The following is a 16,627-nucleotide window of genomic DNA, read 5'->3' on the forward strand; positions in this document are numbered from 1 at the left end:
CCGCCGGCCGCATGGTCGCCGAACTTACAACTGGGGCACTACACGCATTACACGCATTACACGCATTACACGCGCGCCGGCAGCTTCCAGTTCGGGCGCACGAAGTGGCAGGTATAGCCATTCGGCAGCCGCTCCAGGTAGTCCTGGTGCTCGGGTTCCGCCTCCCAGAACGGGCCGGCCTGGGAAATCTCGGTGACCGCCTTGCCCGGCCACAGCCCGGAGGCGTCCACGTCGGCCACGGTGTCCTCGGCCACCTGTTTCTGCTCGTCATCCATATAGAAGATGGCGGAGCGGTAGCTGGTGCCGACATCGTTGCCTTGCCGGTTCTTGGTGGTCGGATCGTGGATCTGGAAGAAGAATTCGAGGATTTGGCGAAAGCTGATCTGCTTCGGATCGAACACGATCTCGATGGCTTCCGCGTGGGTGCCGTGGTTGCGATAGGTCGCGTTCGGCACATCGCCGCCGGAGTAGCCCACGCGCGTGGAGAGCACGCCCGGATAGCGGCGCAGCAGGTCCTGCATGCCCCAGAAGCAGCCGCCGGCGAGGATGGCGGTTTCGGTTTGCGTCGTCATACGTCTGATCCTTTCATTCGGGCGGCCGGCGAGAGCGCCGGCGCATCGACCAGTAATATACGCATGCCTCAGGAATTTCGCAGAATGGCTATGCCGTCCCCACCTTACTCACCGGGTCTTTCCCCCGGTTTCGCACCCGATGCCGTGCAGCGCCTGCGCCACGAGATCGCCGCCTGCACGCGCTGCGCGGCCGACCTCGCCGCCGGGCCGCGCCCCGTGGTGCAGTTCAGCGCCACGTCACGCATCCTGATCATCGGCCAGGCGCCGGGCTCGCGCGTGCACGCCAGCGGCGTGCCATTCGACGACCCCAGCGGCGACCGCCTGCGCGACTGGACCGGCCTCAGCCCCGAGGTGTTCTACGACGCCAGCCGCGTGGCCCTGATGCCGATGGGGTTCTGTTATCCGGGCAAGGGGCCCAGCGGCGACCTGCCGCCGCGCCGCGAATGCGCGCCGCTCTGGCACGAGGCCATCCTGGAACACCTGCCGCCGGACCGCCTGACGCTGCTGGTCGGCAGCTACGCCCAGGCGCGCTATCTGCCGAAGGGTGCCGGCGGATCGATGACGGACGCCGTGCGCAACTTCCGCGCAGCCGGGCCGCATGTGTTCCCGCTGCCGCATCCGTCCTGGCGGGTGGTGGGATGGATGCGCCAGCATCCGTGGTTCGAAGCCGAGCTGCTGCCCGCGCTGCAAGCCGCCGTGCGGGAGCAACTCGCTGGATAACTACGCGGCGGAAGCCAGCACCGCCGGTCGCGACGACACCAACCGGGGCGTGGCCGACCCGGGCGTCTCCAGCATCCGCCAGAACTCCAGCAGCGTGGGATTGCTGCTGATTACGGGCCGAAACGCGACGATCTCGAGTTCCGCGTACCAGGACGCATCGCCGGCATGCACCAGCGTGCCGTCGGCCAGCGCCTCGGCGGCGGTGCTCAACGGCAGCCACGCCAGCCCGTGGCCCTCGGTCGCCATCTTCAGCAGCAGCATGGCCATGTCGGCCTCGTAGCAGCGCACCAGCCCCCGGTGCGCGTTGTGCGTCTCCAGCACGGTGTCGAGCACGCGCCCGAGCGTGGTGTTGGGGGTGTAGGCCAGGAAGGGGATGGGCGGCGCGTCGCCCGGGGAGGCGGCGGGCACGGCGAAGCGCGGGCGGCCATCGGGCCGGGGGGCCGAGACCGGCAGCAGCGTGTCGGCGCCCACGGTCAGGCTCAGGAAACGGTCCGCATCGAGCGATACCGGCACGCGCGGGTGGTTGTAGCCGAGCATGAGGTCGCAGTGGCCTTCGGACAGCGCCACCACGGCGTCCAGCACATTGGCCGCCACCACACGCGCGTGGAAGTCGCCGAAGCGTTGCTGGCAGCGCTTGAGCCAGGCCGGCAGGAAGGCCAGCGAGAGCGTGTGCCCGGCGGCGATGTCGATGGCATTGCCAGGCAGCGACGCCTCGCGCCGCAACGCGGCGCGGGCGTCCAGCAGCAGGTCCGCCGCCTGCCCGGCCGTCTCGCAGAAAGCCGCGCCGGCCCGTGTCAGCGCCAGCGGGTAGGTGTTGCGGTCCACCAGTTCGGCGCCGACCCAGTCCTCCAGCGAGCGGATGCGGCGCGACAGCGCCGACTGCGTGATGTGCCGCAACTCGGCGGCACGCGAGAAACTGCGCGTGCGTTCCAGCACGAGCAGGTCTTCGATCCATTTCAACTGCATGATGCGACCCCATGACCGGGCCACGGATGCCTGCGGCGCCCGGATGAGACATCCCTATTCCGGTTTCGCATAGGTTCATGGCCAATTTGCATCCCATGATGCACGGACCGTGCCTAGAATCGATCCCACTCCCAACAGCAGGCCGCCCCAAGGCGCGCGGCCCCTGGCATGACAGGCGCGACAGAGCCCGCGAGACAGCGGCCGGTGCGTCAGATGTTCCGCAACCCATCGCCCTCGGAGTCTCTCCCATCATGTTGAAGTCGTCGTTCCCGTCTCCCTCGCCCGTCCGCACCGCCCCGGCGCATGCGCGCACCATCCTGAACCGCGCCCTGCCGCTGCTCGTGGCCGCCGCCGGCCTCTCGGGCGCCCTGGCCGCACCGGCCGCATTCGCCGCACCCGCCGAGTATCCGGATCGTCCGATCCAGCTCGTGCTGTCGTTCCCGCCCGCCGGCGCCACCGACGTGCTGGCCCGCGCCGTGGGCACGCGGCTCTCGCAGGTGCTCAAGCAGCCGGTGGTGGTGGAAAACCGCCCGGGCGCCGGGGGCGCGCTGGGCATGGGCTACGCCGCCAAGGCCGCGCCGGACGGCTACACGCTCTACATGGCCGCCGTCAGCAATGCCGCCATCGCCGCCGTCACCTACAGCAACCAGCCGGCCAACCTCGCCAAGGATTTCGTGCCGATCGCCGGCATCGGCAATGTGCCGCACATCCTCGTGGTGCCGTCCACGCTGCCCGTGAAGACCGTGCCGGAACTGGTGAAATACCTGAAGGCGTCGCCGGGGCAGTACAACTTTGCCTCGCAGGGGTCGGGCACGCTGTCGCACCTGGAGTCGGAGCTGTTCCGGCTGCGCACGGGGGTGGACGTGATGCACGTGCCGTATAAGGGCAGTTCGTTCGCGCTGCCGGACCTGATGGCGGGCCGCTCGGCGATGATGTTCGACAGCATTCCCTCGGCCCTGCCGCACGTGAAGGCGGGCAAGCTGCGTCTGCTGGCGGTGGCCTCCGACCAGCGCGTGAAGTCCCTGCCCGAGGTGCAGACCATGGGCGAAGCCGGCATCCAGGACTTCCGCGCCAACAACCTGTTCGGCCTGGTGGCGCCCAAGGACACTCCGCCGGCCGTGATCGAGAAGCTGGCCGCCGCCACCAAGGCCGTGCTGGCCCAGCCGGATCTGGTCGACACGATGGATGCCCAGGGCGTGCAGATCGTCTATTCGGCGCCGGACAAGTTCGGCCGCATGATCAACGAGGAAATGCGCGACTGGGCCAAGGTGGCGCAGGCCGCGAAGGTCAAGGTGGACTGAATATGACGGCTTTCTGGGATTTTCCGTACACGGCGCGCCGCTTGCCGGTGCTTGCCGACAATGTGATCGCCACGTCGCAACCGTTGGCCGCCGCCGCCGGGATGCGCATGCTCGCGCGAGGCGGCAATGCCGTGGATGCCGCGCTGGCCACCGCCATCGCCCTGACCGTGGTGGAACCGTGCATGAACGGCATCGGCGGCGACGCCTTCGCGCTGATCTGGGACGGCGAGACGCTGCACGGCCTCAACGCCTCCGGCCGCGCGCCGCGCGCCTGGACGCCAGAATCGTTCGCCCGCCACAGCACCATGCCCTTCACCGGCTGGGACAGCGTGACGGTGCCCGGCGCGGTCTCGGGCTGGCGCACCACGTGGGAACGCTTCGGCTCGCTGCCGTTCGAGGACCTGTTCGAACCCGCCATCGAGTACGCCACCAATGGCTACATGGTCTCGCATACGGTCCATCGCCAGTGGCAGGCGCAGGTGCCGGTGCTGCGCAACGAGCCCGGCTTTGCCGAGTCGTTCGCCCCGCGTGGCCGGGCGCCGCTGCCCGGCGAGCGCTTTATCTGCCCGGGGCAGGCGGAGACGCTGACGCGCATCGCCCGCTCCGGCGGGGAGGACTTCTATCACGGCGAACTGGCGCGCAAGATTGCCGATCACGCGCGCGCCACCGGGGGCCGCATCGACGAAGCCGACCTCGCCGCCCACCGTGCGGACTGGGTCGAGCCGATCCGCATGGCCTACCGCGACCTGGAACTCTATGAAATCGGCCCGAACGGCCAGGGCATTGGCGCGCTGATGGCGCTGGGCATGCTCGAGCATTGGGATATTGCCGAGTCCGGGCTCGATAGCGCCCGCACCATGCACCTGCAGATCGAGGCGATGAAGCTCGCCTTCGCCGACCTGCAAGCCCATGTGGGCGATATCGATGCCATGCGCCGGCCCGGCGCGGTGTCGCCCGAGGCGCTGCTCGATCCCGCCTATCTGGCCGAACGCGCGCGCGCCATTCGCCCCGCCCAGGCCTCGTATCCCGGCCCGGGCAAGCCGCACACGGGCGGCACGGTCTACCTGACCGCCGCCGACCGCAACGGGATGATGGTGTCGTACATCCAGTCGAACTTCAAAGGCTTCGGGTCCGGCGTGGTGGTGCCCGGCACGGGCATCGCGCTGCATAACCGGGGCTGGGGCTTCAGCCTGGAAGCCGGCCATCCCAACCAGGTGGCGCCGGGCAAGCGCCCGTTCCACACCATCATTCCCGGCTTCCTGATGCGCGACGGTGCGCCGCTGGCGTCGTTCGGCGTGATGGGTGGGTCGATGCAGGCGCAGGGCCACGTGCAGATGACGAGCCGACTGGCGGATTTCGGCCAGAACCCGCAGGCCGCCAGCGACGCGCCGCGCTGGCGCGTGATGGACGATAACGTGGGGGTAGCCGTGGAAGCCCATTGCCCGCCCGCCACCGTGGAGGGGCTGCGCGCCATGGGACACAAGGTGGAGCAGGCACCCGCCGACAGTCTCGACTTCGGCGGGGCCCAGATGGCGATGAAAATGCCGCACGGCTATGCGGCGGCATCGGATTCCCGCAAGGATGGCTATCCGGTGGGGTTCTGACCCCGCCGGACAGCCATTCCGCCTCAGCGGGGGCTTACCAGCGGTAGCGCATGCCCAGTTGCGCCTTGCCGGCCGTGTAGTCCTGCGCGCCGGCCTCGACGCCGATGCTGCCCCACACGGTCAGGCGCCGCGTGACATCGCCCTGCATGCCGACCCGGGCTTCGAGACGGTTGGCAGGCAGGTCCTCGCGGACGACGAGCGAGTCGAACTGCGCGGTCTGCGTGGCGGGGCCATGCCACCAGTTGATTTCGGCAAACGGTTTCATCCGCATCATGCCGATGGGGCTGCCGGCGGTCTCGGGATGGCTGACATCGCCATGCAGGCGCAGGCCCAGCCGCGTGGTGATGCTGCTCTCCGAGAGCTGGCTGACCACGGTGCCGCCCTGCTCGACATGGCGATCCGCCCAGTAGTTCGCGTAGAGGATCTGCAGTTGCGGCTCCAGATACGTCTGCACGTCCGCCGAGCGTTGGAGCGGGAAGGCGTGGCCAGTTTCGATGGAGGTGACGAGGTTCGACGAGCGATAGCGCTCCGAGGGCAGGCCCGCGCCGTTGACCTCATTGTCATAGGCGCCATACATGACCCACGCATCCACGTAGGGGCCGGTTTCCGTGTGGCGATTGCCGTACCAGGTGCCGTAGACCCCCGCGCTAACGCCATCGACCTTGCCGTGCGCGGCCAGCGGCCCGTTGTTCGACACGTTGCGGCTGCCGCCGTACGCGCCCATCACCCCCACATGGATGCTGCCCTTGTCCACCGGCAAGCGGAGCACATCGCTGCCGCCATGCACGAGGTAGCGGTTGTCGCTGCCGGTCAGGCCCAGCGCGCTGTCGCGGCTGGCCGTGGCGCCGACCGTGCGCAGCCAGGCGTGGCGGCCTGCGCGGTTGGCGTCGCCGGTACCGGCGGCGGTGCGCTCGCCCTCCCGGTCGCGCAGGGTGTGGAACAGCAGGGTGCTGGCGGCGAGCTTGTTGTTCAGATAGGCGCCGACCTCCGGCCGCAGCGGCGGCAGCGGATCGACGTCGTCAGGCTTCCCGTCGGACCGCACCTGCGCCACCAGATACCAGTCTTCGGCCGTGCCACCCTCGCCGCCCCGCAGCAGTTGGTAGTCATAGGCGCCGGCGGCGATCGATCCCACGCCTTGCCGGTAGCCGTCCGAGCCGGGGTTCAGGCGGAACGCCGTGGCGTCCGTGGCGCCGCCGTTGCGCGTCTCCACGAGGCGGATGCCTTGCACAGTCTGCGCGCCTTCGCCGCCAGCATGGCGGATCAGCAGGCTGGTATCGCCCGAGGCGCGCGCGCCGTCGAGCACGATCTTGTCGGTGGCCGATGCATCGCCGCCCATCTGCGTGGCGAGCCGCACGGTACCGCCGTTGCCGGTGTAGTCACGCGTCACGGTCAGCGTGTGGCCGGGGGCCGTGCCGGTGACGAGGTTGACCATGCCGCTGTTGGCGAGGCTGGCGACCACGGCATCGCCCTGGGTGTTCCAGGTCGATTGCGGGTCCACAGACAGGCTGAAGGTGCTGCCGGCCTCGATGCGCGCCGCGCCGTCCAGCGTCGACGATTCCAGGCCGAGGTTCAGCGTTGCCGGGGCGGCAGCGTTGCCATTCACCAGTTCGATGACGTGCGTGCCGCCGGATACCGTCGCGCGCCGCAGCGTCGCGTCCAGCGTGGTGCCCTCCACAAGGATGCCCGCACCCTGATGGGCCACGAGCCGCGCGTCGGACACGAGGGCTGAACTCGTGCCCTGCCCGTAGGCCGTGGCGACCAGGGCCGCCGCGCCCGCGCCGTGCGTCGTGACCGAGCCGTGATGCAGGTGCAGGTTGGCGGCGCCGCCCAGGACCGTGCCATGGGCGTCAGCGCCGTGCGTGGCGATGTCGACATCGTGCGTGATCAGCGTGGCGGGATGGGTCGTGCCCGGTTTCTCGCCGATCGCCAACAGGCCGTAGGCTTCCGCGCCCTCGGTGGTCACGGCGCCGCCGGTGAGCGCCACCTGCGCCCCGTGCATGGCGAAGGCGCCTGCGGCGCGCTGCCCTTTGGTCGTCACGGCCAGATCGCGGGCCTCAAGCTTGCCGCCCGACAGCGCGCCCAGGCCGTGTGCGAGCGCACCCTGCGTCTGCACGGTGCCGCCCCGGATATTGGCCGTGCTGACGTAGTCGTGCTGGTCGTTGACGCCCTCCACCCAGACGCCGGCGGCACCTTCCCCGCCGGTGACGATATCGGCCTGCGCCACGTTGATGGCGCCGGACATCGCATGGGCGCCGTGCGCCGCCTTGCCGGTGGTGCGGATGCGCGTGCCGGTGGCCTCGACGAGGGTGCCGTGGCTCAGGCCAATCGCCTCCAGCCCGTGGCCGCGCAGCCCGCTGGTGTTGATCACGCCGCCCGTGATGGTGACGGTGGCCTCGCTGTTGGCCTCCACCGCGCTGATATGGTCGCCGCTGGTGTTGATGGTGGTGTCGCGCACGTCGATCCGGGCCCCGCCACTGAAGGCCATCACGCCATGGCCGGCTTCGGCCGTGATGGTGCCGCCCGTGATGCCGATGCGCGCACCGTCGTCGGCCCGCGCGCCTTCGTAGGTCTGGCCCGCGAAGACCTGTACGTTGTGGAGGTCGATGCGGCTGCCGTCGTCATAGGCAAACAGGCCCATGCCTTGCTCGGCGCTGATGCCGCCGCCGCGCATGGTGATGACGCCGCCGCCATGCGCCACCAGCCCATGGGCGCCGCCGCCATGCGTGGCGATGGCGACCGCGCCATTGGTATCGACGATGTTGACGATGCCGCCGTCGTAGGCCAGGACCGCGGCGCCTGCCCGCCCGACCGTGCTGCCGGTGTCGATGGCGCGACCATCATCGACCTGAACCTGAACGCCGTTGGCGACGACCTGCTGGGCGATTGAGGAATGGGAAAAAACGAGACAAGCCGTGGCGATCACGGACAACGGCGTGCCGACAGCCCTGCGCTGTCGGCGGGCCTGCACTGGAGGTAGCACCTGCATGAATGGACTCGAAGAGTAAGTAGGAAGGGCCGGTCCGCCCCGCCTTGTGAGCGAGGCTTCCCGGGCGCCCGCGCATTCTCACGAGTCACATTTCCTGTTTCTATGGGCATTTCCTTAAATTGCAGCAGGATGCCAGTCGCATCAATGTCTACCCCAGCGGCAGCGCCGTGCTGTACAGCACCTGCTTCAGCGCGAAGCTGGAGCGGATGCTGGCCACGCCCGGGATGCGCGTGATCTGATCGATGATCAGACGCTCGAGCGAGTCCACGTCGGCCACCACCACCCGCAGCAGGTAGTCGGCATCGCCCGACATCAGGTAGCACTCCATCACCTGTGGCAGCGCGGCGATGCGGCGTTCGAACTCGTCCAATGTCTCGCGGCGCTGCTTGTCGAGCGTGATCGAGATGAACACCACCACCTTGAGGCCGAGCCGGCGCGCGTCCAGCAGCGTGACCTTGCGCGCGATCACGCCCGATTTCTCCAGTTGCTTGACCCGCGCCAGACAGGGCGACGGCGACAGGTTCACGCGGCTGGCCAGCTCCACATTGGTGAGGCTGCCGTCGCGCTGCAATTCGCTCAGGATCCGGATATCTGTGGCGTCGAGATCGATGTCCAGCATGTTGCGCTTCCAATTCGTGCAAAAACGGCATTCTATGCTGGAATCGAAGGTCAACGCAGTTGTATCCGGTGATTGCTGCGGCGCAACCAGACGTAGACTTTTCAGCACCCCGCACCCGTTCCGGAACCTTTCCCGATGTCTGCCCAAGCTCCTGCCGGCGCCGCTCCGGCCGCCGGACTCAAGAAATTCCTCCCCCTGATCGGGGCCGTCGCCATCTGGGGCGGCAACTGGCCCGTGATGAAACTCGGCCTGGCCCACGTCAGCCCGCTGTGGTTCGCGGCGCTGCGCTTCGGCTCGGCGGCGCTGATCAGCGTGGTGGTGCTCGGCGCGCTGCGCCGGCTGCGCCTGCCCACGCGCCAGGAATGGCCGCTGGTGATCAGCGTGGGGTTGTTGCAGATGGGTGCCTTCACGGCGCTGGCGCTCTGGGCCTTGCAGTACGTGGCGCCGGGGCGGGCCTCGGTGGTGGCCTACGCCACGGCGATCTGGGTGATTCCGCTGTCCGCGCTGGTGCTGGGCGAGCGGCCGTCGCGGCTGCAATGGCTGGCCACGGCGTTCAGCTACGCGGGCATCGCCGTGATCGTGGCGCCCGCGCTGGGCGACTGGGAGTTGCATACCGTGATGGGGCTGACCATGTTGCTCGGCGCCTCGCTCGCGTGGTCGGTCAGCATCATCCATCTGCGCGCGCACCGCGCGGTGCGGCTCGGCGCGGACATGATTCCGTGGGAATGCGCGGTGGCCACGGTGCCGCTGCTGTTGCTGGCCCTGTTCCGCGATGGCGCGCCAGATCTCGGCGCGATGGCGGACATCTGGCCGATCATCCTCTACACCGGCCCGCTCGCCACGGCGCTGACCTTTATCGTCGTGCTCAATGTCACGCAGGCGCTGCCGCCGGCAGCCACCTCCATCGCCATGCTCGGCGTGCCGCTGCTCGGCCTGCTGCTCTCGGCGGTGGCCTGGCACGAGCGCATTTCCGCGGATCTTTCGATTGGCCTCGCGCTGATCGGCCTCGGCGTCATTACCACCGCGCTGGCGCCCCGCCTGGGCAGGCTGGCTGCGCCGCGCTGATTTCTCGGAAAACGCGGCAAACGGCTAGGGCTGCACTGAAGGCTCGCGCTTCAGGGTGCGCAGCACGAAGGTCGAGTGGCTGTGCCGCAGGCCGGGCAGCTTGTAGAGCTTGTGGCGCAGGAATTCCTCGTAGCCCTCGGTGCCGGCCACGGCCACCTTGATCAGATAGTCGTACTCGCCCGTCAGCAGATGGGCTTCGAGCACTTCCGGCAGTTCGGCCAGCGCCTCGCCAAAGCGGCGGAACATGTCGTCGTCGTGGCGGTCCAGCGTGACTTCGATTAGCACCGTGTCCGGCAGGCCCAGCGCCTTCTGGTTCAGCAGCGCCGCGTAACTCTCGATCACCCCTGCTTCCTCCAGCGCCCGCACCCGGTTCCAGCACGGCGTGGCGGACAGGCCAACCAGCTCGGCCAGCTTCGCATTGGAGATGCGCCCGTCGCGGCGCAGTTCGCGCAGGATGCGGCGGTCGATGTCATCGAGCTTGGGAAGGTTCGACATGGCGGATTCGCTTCAAGAAGAATAATCATCCGATGATTGTATGACAATCAGCGATTTCTTCTTCATCCGTACTCATATCGAAGAAAAATCAGAAGCTCATTTTCCGCCGGCGCTGGTAAATTTACCGGACACCTTTCGCATCACATCCGGACCGCCTGCCATGCCGCTTCCCACCCTCGACCTCGCCCTCGAACTCGATCCCGCCGATGTCTTCGGCAGCCTGGAATGGGTGCTCGCCAATGCCCGCCGCACGGGCCTGACGCTGCAGGCGCTGCGCTTCGACGCCAATGCTGCGCAGGGCGTGCGGTTCTCCGCCAGCGCGCCGGTGCCGGAACTGCTGCACGTGTTCGTGCGCCGCATCGGCCATGGCGTCGATGTGCGGATCGTGGACGCGGAATTTGGCGATGACGTCGATGGGCTCGACGGCCTGATGTCCGTCACGCTGCCCGAGCCGGTGGCGCTGCCCGCCTGACCTGGGTCAGGCGGCGGCATGAATCAGAACTAGGTTAGAAATCGGTCGAAAAACCGGCCTCATGCGCGCGTAGCTGTGTCTTTGTGTCACATGGTGCGCGCGCAGGCCAGGCCGTATCCTCTCGGGAAAAATTCCAAGAGGAAGTCATGAATCGAGCCAATCCGTGGCGCCGCGCGGCAGTCTTGCCCGTGGCCGCCTTGTCCACGGCTGCGCTGGGCCAGGCGGCCAGCGCGCCCGACCCCGCACCCGAACACGTGCTGCCCACCGTCACCGCGACGGCCCCGGCGGCGGGATCGCTGACCGCGCCCAGCATCAGCCAGCAGCGCCGGTCGCTGTTCGAATCGGCGGGCTCGGTGGGGTTTGTCGACGCGGCGTCGTACACCAACACCTACGCCAGCGATCTGCGGGATGTGCTCAAGGATGCACCCGGCGTCTACGTCCAGGAACGCTACGGCCAGGAACTGCGGCTGTCGATACGCGGCTCGGGCGTGGCGCGCGGCTTCCACACGCGCGGCATCGACATCCTCCAGGACGGCGTGCCGACCAACTTCGCCGATGGCAGCGGTGACTTCTACCAGATCGATCCGATCGGCCTGTCGGCGGCGGAGATCTACAAGGGCGGCAACGGCCTCGCCTACGGCAGCACCACGCTGGGCGGCGCGATCAACTTCACCACGCCGACCGCCCTGAACGCCGAGGCGCCGAACATGGCGCGCGTGGACGGCGGCAGCTTCGGCACGATCCGCGCGAGCGGGCAGGTGTCGCGCCAGATCGGCGCGTGGGACTTCCTGGCCAACCTGACCGTGAACCATTCGGAGGGCTACCGGAACCACGAGCGCGGCCAGTACGAGCAGCTCAACGCCAACCTCGGCTACCGCTTCAGCCCGTCCGTGGAAACGCGCTTCTACTTCGGCGCGTACATCGTCGATCAATTGCTGCCCGGCACCCTGAGCCTGAACGACGCGCTGAACAACCCGCGCATGGCCTCGGCCAGTGCGCTGGCGGGCGACCAGGCCCGCAACACGCGCACCGAGCGGCTGGCCAACGTGACGACCGTGAAGCTCGACAACGGCCAGCTCGACTTCAGCACCTGGGTCATCCACAAGAGCCTGTACCACCCGATCTTCCAGGTCATCGACCAGGATTACTGGACGTACGGCTTTGCGCCGCGCTACACGGGCAATTTCACGCTGGGTGGCATGCGCAACCAGCTGATCGCGGGCGCGCGCTTCTTCGGCGGCAACAACGATGCGCGCCAGTACGTGAACGTGAACGGCAGCCGGGGGGCGCAGACGCTGAACGCGGCGCAGGATGCGTATAACTACGAGGCGTATCTGGAAGACCGGCTCTACGTGGTGCCCACCGTGGCGCTGATGGCCGGCGCCAAGGCGTACCGCAACCGGCGCGAGTACCAGGACTACGGCGGCCTGCCCGCCAGCCCCACGGCCAAGTCGGACGGCGCCACCTACAGCGGGGTGAACCCGAAGTTCGGCGTGCTCTGGGAACCGCGCAAGGACGTGCAGGCCTTCGTCGACATCACGCGCAGCGCCGATGTCCCGGATTTTTCCGATCTGAACCAGACCATCGGCGCGACCAACCAGTTCGTGCCGCTGGCCGCGCAGCGCGGCTGGACGCTGGAGGCCGGCACGCGCGGCCAGGTGGACCGCTTCGGCTGGGATCTGACGGTGTACCGCTCCCTCGTGCGCGACCAGTTGCTGCAATACACGGTCAGCCCCGATGTACCGGCTTCCACCTTCAACGCCAATCGCACCATCCTGCAAGGCGTGGAGCTGGGCGCCAGCGCCGACGTACTGCGCAACGTGGCCGGCCCCGGCGACAAGATCACCGTGTCGCAACTGTGGAATTTCAGCGATTTCAGATTCGACAACGACCCGGTGTACGGCAACAACCGCATCGCCGGCATCCCGAAGCACGTGCTGCGCACGACGCTCGCGTATAGCCAGGTGGCGGGATTGCGGGTGGCGGGAACGATCGACTGGGTGCCGACCGGCGCCTATGTGGATTACGCCAACACGATGAAGGTGCCGGCCTACGTGCTGTTCGGCATCCAGGCCAGCTACGAATTCCAGCGCGGCGTCACGCTGTTCCTCGATGCCCGCAACCTGGCCGACAAGCGCTATATCAGCGACTTCGGCACCGTGGCCGACGCACGCACCGCCAACACCGCGGTGTTCTACCCGGGCGTGGGGCGCGCGTTCTACGCGGGCGTGAAGTTCAAGTTCTGATGGGGGTGGGCCGCCGGTTCGCGCGTCAGTTCACGCGCTGCACGGCCGGCGGCGCCCACTTGCCTTCCAGCATGGCCTGGTCCGGCCAGTAGGCGCGCAGCACGAGGTTGAAGCCATCGGGCGGCGCCGGCAGCCAGTTGGTCGCGCGCGCGCCGTCGGGGCGCTCGTACTGGATATAGATGTCGAGCGAGCCGTCGCGGTTGTAGCGCAGGCGGTCGCGGCTGCCGAGCGCGTAGCGCTGGATCGCGTTGTTCACGAACGTCTGCTTGTTGTTATAGAGCGTGAGCGACCAGAACGCCTTCACCGGCGGCAACTGCCCTTTCTCGAAATGCAGCACGTAGCGGCTGCCGCCATCGAACGGCCGGCCCGTGGCATCGGCGCGCGTGGCGGGATAGACCGCGTCCTCGGGCAGGTTCGCGCCCAGGCCCACCATGGCGATGGCCGCGCGCTTGGTGTAGTCGGTGCCGTAGCTGCCGAGGTCACGCGTCACGCGCCAGCCGGTGCTGCCGGCCGCGCCCTTGCGCGCTTCGGCGGCAATCCCGGCCAGCGCCGCGGTGGCGCCTTCCTGCACGGCGCGCGCCGTGGACGGCTCCAGCACGGTGGTCTTGAACGGCTCGCCGGCCTCGATCCCCATCCGACGCATTTTCCCGACCATCGCCGCATCCTCGGGCGCCGGCGGGTTGGCCTCCAGCAAGTCGGCCATGCGTGTGAAGAACGCCTGCGCGTCCATGGCCGCTACCTGCTCGACGGGCGGCGTCTGGGTGTCGATCAACGTGGCACGCGGCGGCGCGGCCGGCGGCGCCACGCGAGCGCCCTTCTGCCAGGCGGAAAGCGGAATCAGGCGGTACTGGTCCTGGAGACGGTGCACGTTCGGGAAGTCCTGCTTCCCGTTGGTCTGCGTGCGGCCAATCAGCCAGACCATGGCGGTGGGCGAGCGAATCTCCTTCACGCCCTTGGGCAGCGTGCCCTGCCAGTCCGGCCCGACGATGGCGAACGCGCCGCGCTTGGTGCCCGAGGTGCGCTTGCCCGGCGACGCGAAGACATTGGTCCACGCATCCATCAGCGGCATCAGGTAGTAGCGGCCCGCGGTATCGGGCACGGACAGAATCACGGGCTCCTTCGACAGGTCCAGCCAGGCCGTCGAATACAGCGTATCGGCGTTGGGGCTGACCACGTCGGTGAACATGGCATCCGGGAAGTTGCGCTTGTGGACGAAGGTGTTCGCCGGCGTGCGGGCCGTCATCACCTCGCGTGTCACGTCCATCAGCACGAGTGGATAGCCGTACGTGAACACCTCCGCGGACAGGGCCTTCATGGCCTGATCGGAGGGCGGCTGCTCCACGGCCGTGGCGGTGGTCGCACGTTCGTTGGTGGACGAACATGCGGTGAGCAGGACGGCCAGCGCGACCACGCTGGCCAGATTGCGAATGGAAGGATTCATGACCCCGTTTCCCTTTGGACTGGCGGCCTTCCGGATAGACGGGCAAACGGACGGGTAAAGCGTCGCTTGTCGCCCCGGAGGCGCATCTCTTCCGGACGAATGATGTGCCCGCCGATCCGCCCGTGTCAATGTCCCGGCAACCCAATTAAGGGGGGAAACGAACACGCTTCGGGCGAATACCGGCAAGGGCTGCCAGGTCGGGAACCCAGCGCTACAGGTAGGTGGCGATCACGACATAGCCGGCGGGGGTGCCGACAGGGATACCGGGGCCATCCGCCGGCCGGACATTGAGGTGATAACGGCCCACGGACTCGCCCTCCCCGGCTGCCGGCAACGCCAGGGTCCGCACGACGGCACCACCTGGCACCGGGCAGCGCGACTGGAGCGTCGGCCGCTCCCCGGATTGCGGCTGGATGTCGCAGGTCGGCGCGGTGACGGCCCCCTCGAACCGGATCGTCCCGCCCTCGGCGCACGCCACCCCCACCTGCCCCATCAGCAGCCCCGCCGCCACCGTCATCGCCGCCATCGGGAATGCCCACGTCTGCGCCTTCATGCTTCTCTCCTTGATGTCTGAGACTGCCTGAGAAATTTCCTAAGCGACCAGTGTAGCGACGCGACAGATCAGCGAGAAGTGAAGGATTTCGGGATGGTGTGAACGGACGGGGGATGGCGGCTTCGCGAGGCGGAAGCCGAATAACGGGAGGACCTGCAGGAGGATGTCCGAGGACAAAAGAAAAACGGGATTGGCAAACGCCAATCCCGTGTTCCTTGCAAATAGTGGCGCGGCTGGCAGGATTCGAACCCACGACCCCTTGGTTCGTAGCCAAGTACTCTATCCAACTGAGCTACAGCCGCACGCGAGGCCGCAATTGTATCGCAATTCGCCTTTCGTGCAAGCGTTTGATGAAAAAAATCGGCATGGTTACCAGCGGTACCGTGCGCCGAGCGTTGCGCCTGGGTTACGACCGGCGCGCCCCTTCATCCAGACCTTCAGGCCGGTGATGGAATTGCGCTGGGCGCCGACGTTGAACGACAGCAGTCCGCGCAGCAGGTCGGTGTCGATGCGGGTGCCGTTGATGTTGATGGTCTTGGCGCGGTTGTCCTGCCACCAGTCGGCTTCCACATAGGGATAGACGCCGGAGATGCGCGTCGGGCGGGAGCCGTAGAGGCGGACGGCCAGGCCGGTGGCGCTGGACTCGCCGGGCGGGGTGTCCCAGTTATTGCCGACGGGCGACATGCCGGGGCGATAGGCCATCTCCACGCGCGACTGCAGCGTCAGTCCTTCCGCGTTGCGCGACAGTGGCGTGTTCATTGCCAACGCCATGCTGCGCACGCTGCTGTCGACAAAGCCGGTGGCGGAGGTCACGTCGTCGAGGTGCAACCGGGCGGGTCGGGGCGCGCCGCGATAGGTCTCAACCTGGCGATCGATGGCGCCGGGGCCCGGCGCGTCGTCGACGGGCCGCGATTGCGCGGACAGCGAAGCGTAGTGTGGACGGGGCAGCCCCGGACCGTCATCGCCGTCCACCATGCGTGGCGGCGCGAGGGCATCGGGCTGGGCGGGGGACTTGGGATGCCCGCTGGCGAGTTCGGGCGGCGCGGCGCCTTCGCCGGTGGGCCCGGGCGCAGGGGCGGACGCGGCGGCGGGCGCGTTCCAACTGTCCGCCTCCTCCGCATGGACCACAACTGCGCCGGCCATCAACGCCATGAGCAACCACCATCGGAGCGACGGATGATGTGCCCAGTCTGTCGCGGCACAAGGTTTCCATCCGGGATGGCACCCGGACCGCTCCTCTCTCTCACGCAACGCCAGCTTTCTCATGGCAACCACCTTGCCGGGCGTTTCTGACCATGCCCGATCAGACTTGAGCATAGGTCAAACATCCGGCGATGGTGAATGCCTGTGTGAACTGCCGCGCAAGCCAAAACCCGCAGAGATCGTACAAGCGCCGAAAACGAAAAAGGCCCCGAGGGGCCTTTTCTTCCGTACAAATAGAAATGGCCCCGCTTTCGCGGGGCCATTTAAATATTGGTGCCCAGAAGAGGACTCGAACCTCCACAGTGTTGCCACCGCTAGGACCTGAACCTAGTGCGTCTACCAATTCCGCCATCTGGGCTTCGTCTCGCTGCATGTCTGCGGCGC

14 protein-coding genes and 2 tRNA genes are annotated in these 16,627 nt (G+C 67.9%); 6 read left to right on the top strand and 10 right to left on the bottom strand.

The genetic code is table 11. The features are described from left to right. Positions 1 to 65: 65 nt before the first annotated feature. Positions 66 to 572, bottom strand: a complete 507-nt coding sequence (gene msrA, locus BM115_RS24510; RefSeq protein ID WP_092300641.1) for a peptide-methionine (S)-S-oxide reductase MsrA — start codon at positions 570 to 572, stop codon at positions 66 to 68. A 90-nt stretch (positions 573 to 662) separates the two neighbouring features. Between msrA and BM115_RS24515 the strand changes: the two genes are divergently transcribed. Continuing rightward, a complete protein-coding gene (locus BM115_RS24515) occupies positions 663 to 1,292 on the top strand; it encodes a uracil-DNA glycosylase family protein (protein ID WP_369823536.1) in 630 nt (209 codons plus the stop codon). Here the strand turns inward: BM115_RS24515 and BM115_RS24520 are convergent, their stop codons facing one another. Next, complete coding sequence (locus BM115_RS24520; protein WP_092300647.1) at positions 1,293 to 2,258, bottom strand: LysR substrate-binding domain-containing protein; 966 nt, start codon at positions 2,256 to 2,258, stop codon at positions 1,293 to 1,295. 251 nt (positions 2,259 to 2,509) lie between these two features. Between BM115_RS24520 and BM115_RS24525 the strand changes: the two genes are divergently transcribed. Both BM115_RS24525 and BM115_RS24530 read left to right on the top strand, forming a co-directional pair. Further along, entirely contained in the window at positions 2,510 to 3,559 is a 1,050-nt protein-coding gene (locus BM115_RS24525) for a Bug family tripartite tricarboxylate transporter substrate binding protein (RefSeq protein ID WP_092300650.1), read from the top strand. A gap of 2 nt (positions 3,560 to 3,561) precedes the next feature. After that, positions 3,562 to 5,163 (top strand): gamma-glutamyltransferase family protein, encoded by a 1,602-nt coding sequence (locus BM115_RS24530; RefSeq protein ID WP_092300653.1) that lies wholly within the window; start codon positions 3,562 to 3,564, stop codon positions 5,161 to 5,163. 34 nt (positions 5,164 to 5,197) lie between these two features. Here BM115_RS24530 and BM115_RS24535 read toward each other — a convergent pair whose 3' ends face one another. Together BM115_RS24535 and BM115_RS24540 are read right to left on the bottom strand one after the other, a co-directional pair. Beyond that, positions 5,198 to 8,149: an autotransporter family protein gene (locus tag BM115_RS24535; protein ID WP_092300656.1), complete on the bottom strand. Its 2,952-nt coding sequence runs from the start codon at positions 8,147 to 8,149 to the stop codon at positions 5,198 to 5,200. A gap of 148 nt (positions 8,150 to 8,297) precedes the next feature. Then, positions 8,298 to 8,768 carry an Lrp/AsnC family transcriptional regulator gene (locus tag BM115_RS24540; protein WP_092300659.1) on the bottom strand — a complete coding sequence of 157 codons (471 nt, stop codon included), beginning with the start codon at positions 8,766 to 8,768 and terminating at the stop codon, positions 8,298 to 8,300. Positions 8,769 to 8,903: 135 nt separating this feature from the next. Between BM115_RS24540 and BM115_RS24545 the strand changes: the two genes are divergently transcribed. Continuing rightward, a complete protein-coding gene (locus tag BM115_RS24545) occupies positions 8,904 to 9,833 on the top strand; it encodes a DMT family transporter (RefSeq protein WP_092300662.1) in 930 nt (309 codons plus the stop codon). Positions 9,834 to 9,857: 24 nt separating this feature from the next. On the opposite strand, the gene BM115_RS24550 is transcribed toward BM115_RS24545, so the two are convergent. Beyond that, entirely contained in the window at positions 9,858 to 10,328 is a 471-nt protein-coding gene (locus tag BM115_RS24550; RefSeq protein WP_092300665.1) for an Lrp/AsnC family transcriptional regulator, read from the bottom strand. Between the two features lie 160 nt (positions 10,329 to 10,488). On the opposite strand from BM115_RS24550, the gene BM115_RS24555 reads away from it, so the two are divergent. Both BM115_RS24555 and BM115_RS24560 read left to right on the top strand, forming a co-directional pair. Beyond that, the gene (locus BM115_RS24555) at positions 10,489 to 10,800 is read left to right on the top strand and encodes an AsnC family transcriptional regulator (protein WP_092300668.1); all 312 of its coding nucleotides are present in this window, start codon (positions 10,489 to 10,491) and stop codon (positions 10,798 to 10,800) included. A gap of 146 nt (positions 10,801 to 10,946) precedes the next feature. Continuing rightward, positions 10,947 to 13,046, top strand: a complete 2,100-nt coding sequence (locus BM115_RS24560; RefSeq protein WP_092300671.1) for a TonB-dependent receptor family protein — start codon at positions 10,947 to 10,949, stop codon at positions 13,044 to 13,046. Positions 13,047 to 13,071: 25 nt separating this feature from the next. Here BM115_RS24560 and BM115_RS24565 read toward each other — a convergent pair whose 3' ends face one another. The 5 genes from BM115_RS24565 to BM115_RS24585 all read right to left on the bottom strand — a co-directional run bounded on the left by BM115_RS24565 (position 13,072) and on the right by BM115_RS24585 (position 16,601). Further along, positions 13,072 to 14,487, bottom strand: a complete 1,416-nt coding sequence (locus BM115_RS24565) for a DUF1254 domain-containing protein (protein ID WP_092300675.1) — start codon at positions 14,485 to 14,487, stop codon at positions 13,072 to 13,074. A 211-nt stretch (positions 14,488 to 14,698) separates the two neighbouring features. After that, entirely contained in the window at positions 14,699 to 15,040 is a 342-nt protein-coding gene (locus BM115_RS24570) for a hypothetical protein (protein ID WP_092300678.1), read from the bottom strand. A 225-nt stretch (positions 15,041 to 15,265) separates the two neighbouring features. Next, positions 15,266 to 15,342 (bottom strand) — tRNA-Arg (locus BM115_RS24575). Positions 15,343 to 15,409: 67 nt separating this feature from the next. Then, positions 15,410 to 16,183 (bottom strand): hypothetical protein, encoded by a 774-nt coding sequence (locus BM115_RS24580; RefSeq protein WP_255370976.1) that lies wholly within the window; start codon positions 16,181 to 16,183, stop codon positions 15,410 to 15,412. Positions 16,184 to 16,514: 331 nt separating this feature from the next. Further along, positions 16,515 to 16,601 (bottom strand) — tRNA-Leu (locus BM115_RS24585). Positions 16,602 to 16,627: the final 26 nt, after the last annotated feature.

Source organism: Cupriavidus sp. OV096 (assembly GCF_900115455.1).
Classification (GTDB): Bacteria; Pseudomonadota; Gammaproteobacteria; order Burkholderiales; family Burkholderiaceae; genus Cupriavidus.

What these genes read in the sequence shown, in the direction of transcription:
- BM115_RS24530 (WP_092300653.1), top strand. Translation starts at nt 3,562, where the DNA reads ATGACGGCTTTCTGGGATTTTCCGTACACGGCGCGCCGCTTGCCGGTG.
- BM115_RS24550 (WP_092300665.1), bottom strand. Translation starts at nt 10,328, where the DNA reads ATGTCGAACCTTCCCAAGCTCGATGACATCGACCGCCGCATCCTGCGC.
- BM115_RS24535 (WP_092300656.1), bottom strand. Translation starts at nt 8,149, where the DNA reads ATGCAGGTGCTACCTCCAGTGCAGGCCCGCCGACAGCGCAGGGCTGTC.
- BM115_RS24580 (WP_255370976.1), bottom strand. Translation starts at nt 16,183, where the DNA reads ATGGCCGGCGCAGTTGTGGTCCATGCGGAGGAGGCGGACAGTTGGAAC.
- BM115_RS24545 (WP_092300662.1), top strand. Translation starts at nt 8,904, where the DNA reads ATGTCTGCCCAAGCTCCTGCCGGCGCCGCTCCGGCCGCCGGACTCAAG.
- BM115_RS24515 (WP_369823536.1), top strand. Translation starts at nt 663, where the DNA reads ATGCCGTCCCCACCTTACTCACCGGGTCTTTCCCCCGGTTTCGCACCC.
- BM115_RS24540 (WP_092300659.1), bottom strand. Translation starts at nt 8,768, where the DNA reads ATGCTGGACATCGATCTCGACGCCACAGATATCCGGATCCTGAGCGAA.
- BM115_RS24565 (WP_092300675.1), bottom strand. Translation starts at nt 14,487, where the DNA reads ATGAATCCTTCCATTCGCAATCTGGCCAGCGTGGTCGCGCTGGCCGTC.
- BM115_RS24570 (WP_092300678.1), bottom strand. Translation starts at nt 15,040, where the DNA reads ATGAAGGCGCAGACGTGGGCATTCCCGATGGCGGCGATGACGGTGGCG.
- BM115_RS24520 (WP_092300647.1), bottom strand. Translation starts at nt 2,258, where the DNA reads ATGCAGTTGAAATGGATCGAAGACCTGCTCGTGCTGGAACGCACGCGC.
- BM115_RS24555 (WP_092300668.1), top strand. Translation starts at nt 10,489, where the DNA reads ATGCCGCTTCCCACCCTCGACCTCGCCCTCGAACTCGATCCCGCCGAT.
- BM115_RS24560 (WP_092300671.1), top strand. Translation starts at nt 10,947, where the DNA reads ATGAATCGAGCCAATCCGTGGCGCCGCGCGGCAGTCTTGCCCGTGGCC.
- msrA (WP_092300641.1), bottom strand. Translation starts at nt 572, where the DNA reads ATGACGACGCAAACCGAAACCGCCATCCTCGCCGGCGGCTGCTTCTGG.
- BM115_RS24525 (WP_092300650.1), top strand. Translation starts at nt 2,510, where the DNA reads ATGTTGAAGTCGTCGTTCCCGTCTCCCTCGCCCGTCCGCACCGCCCCG.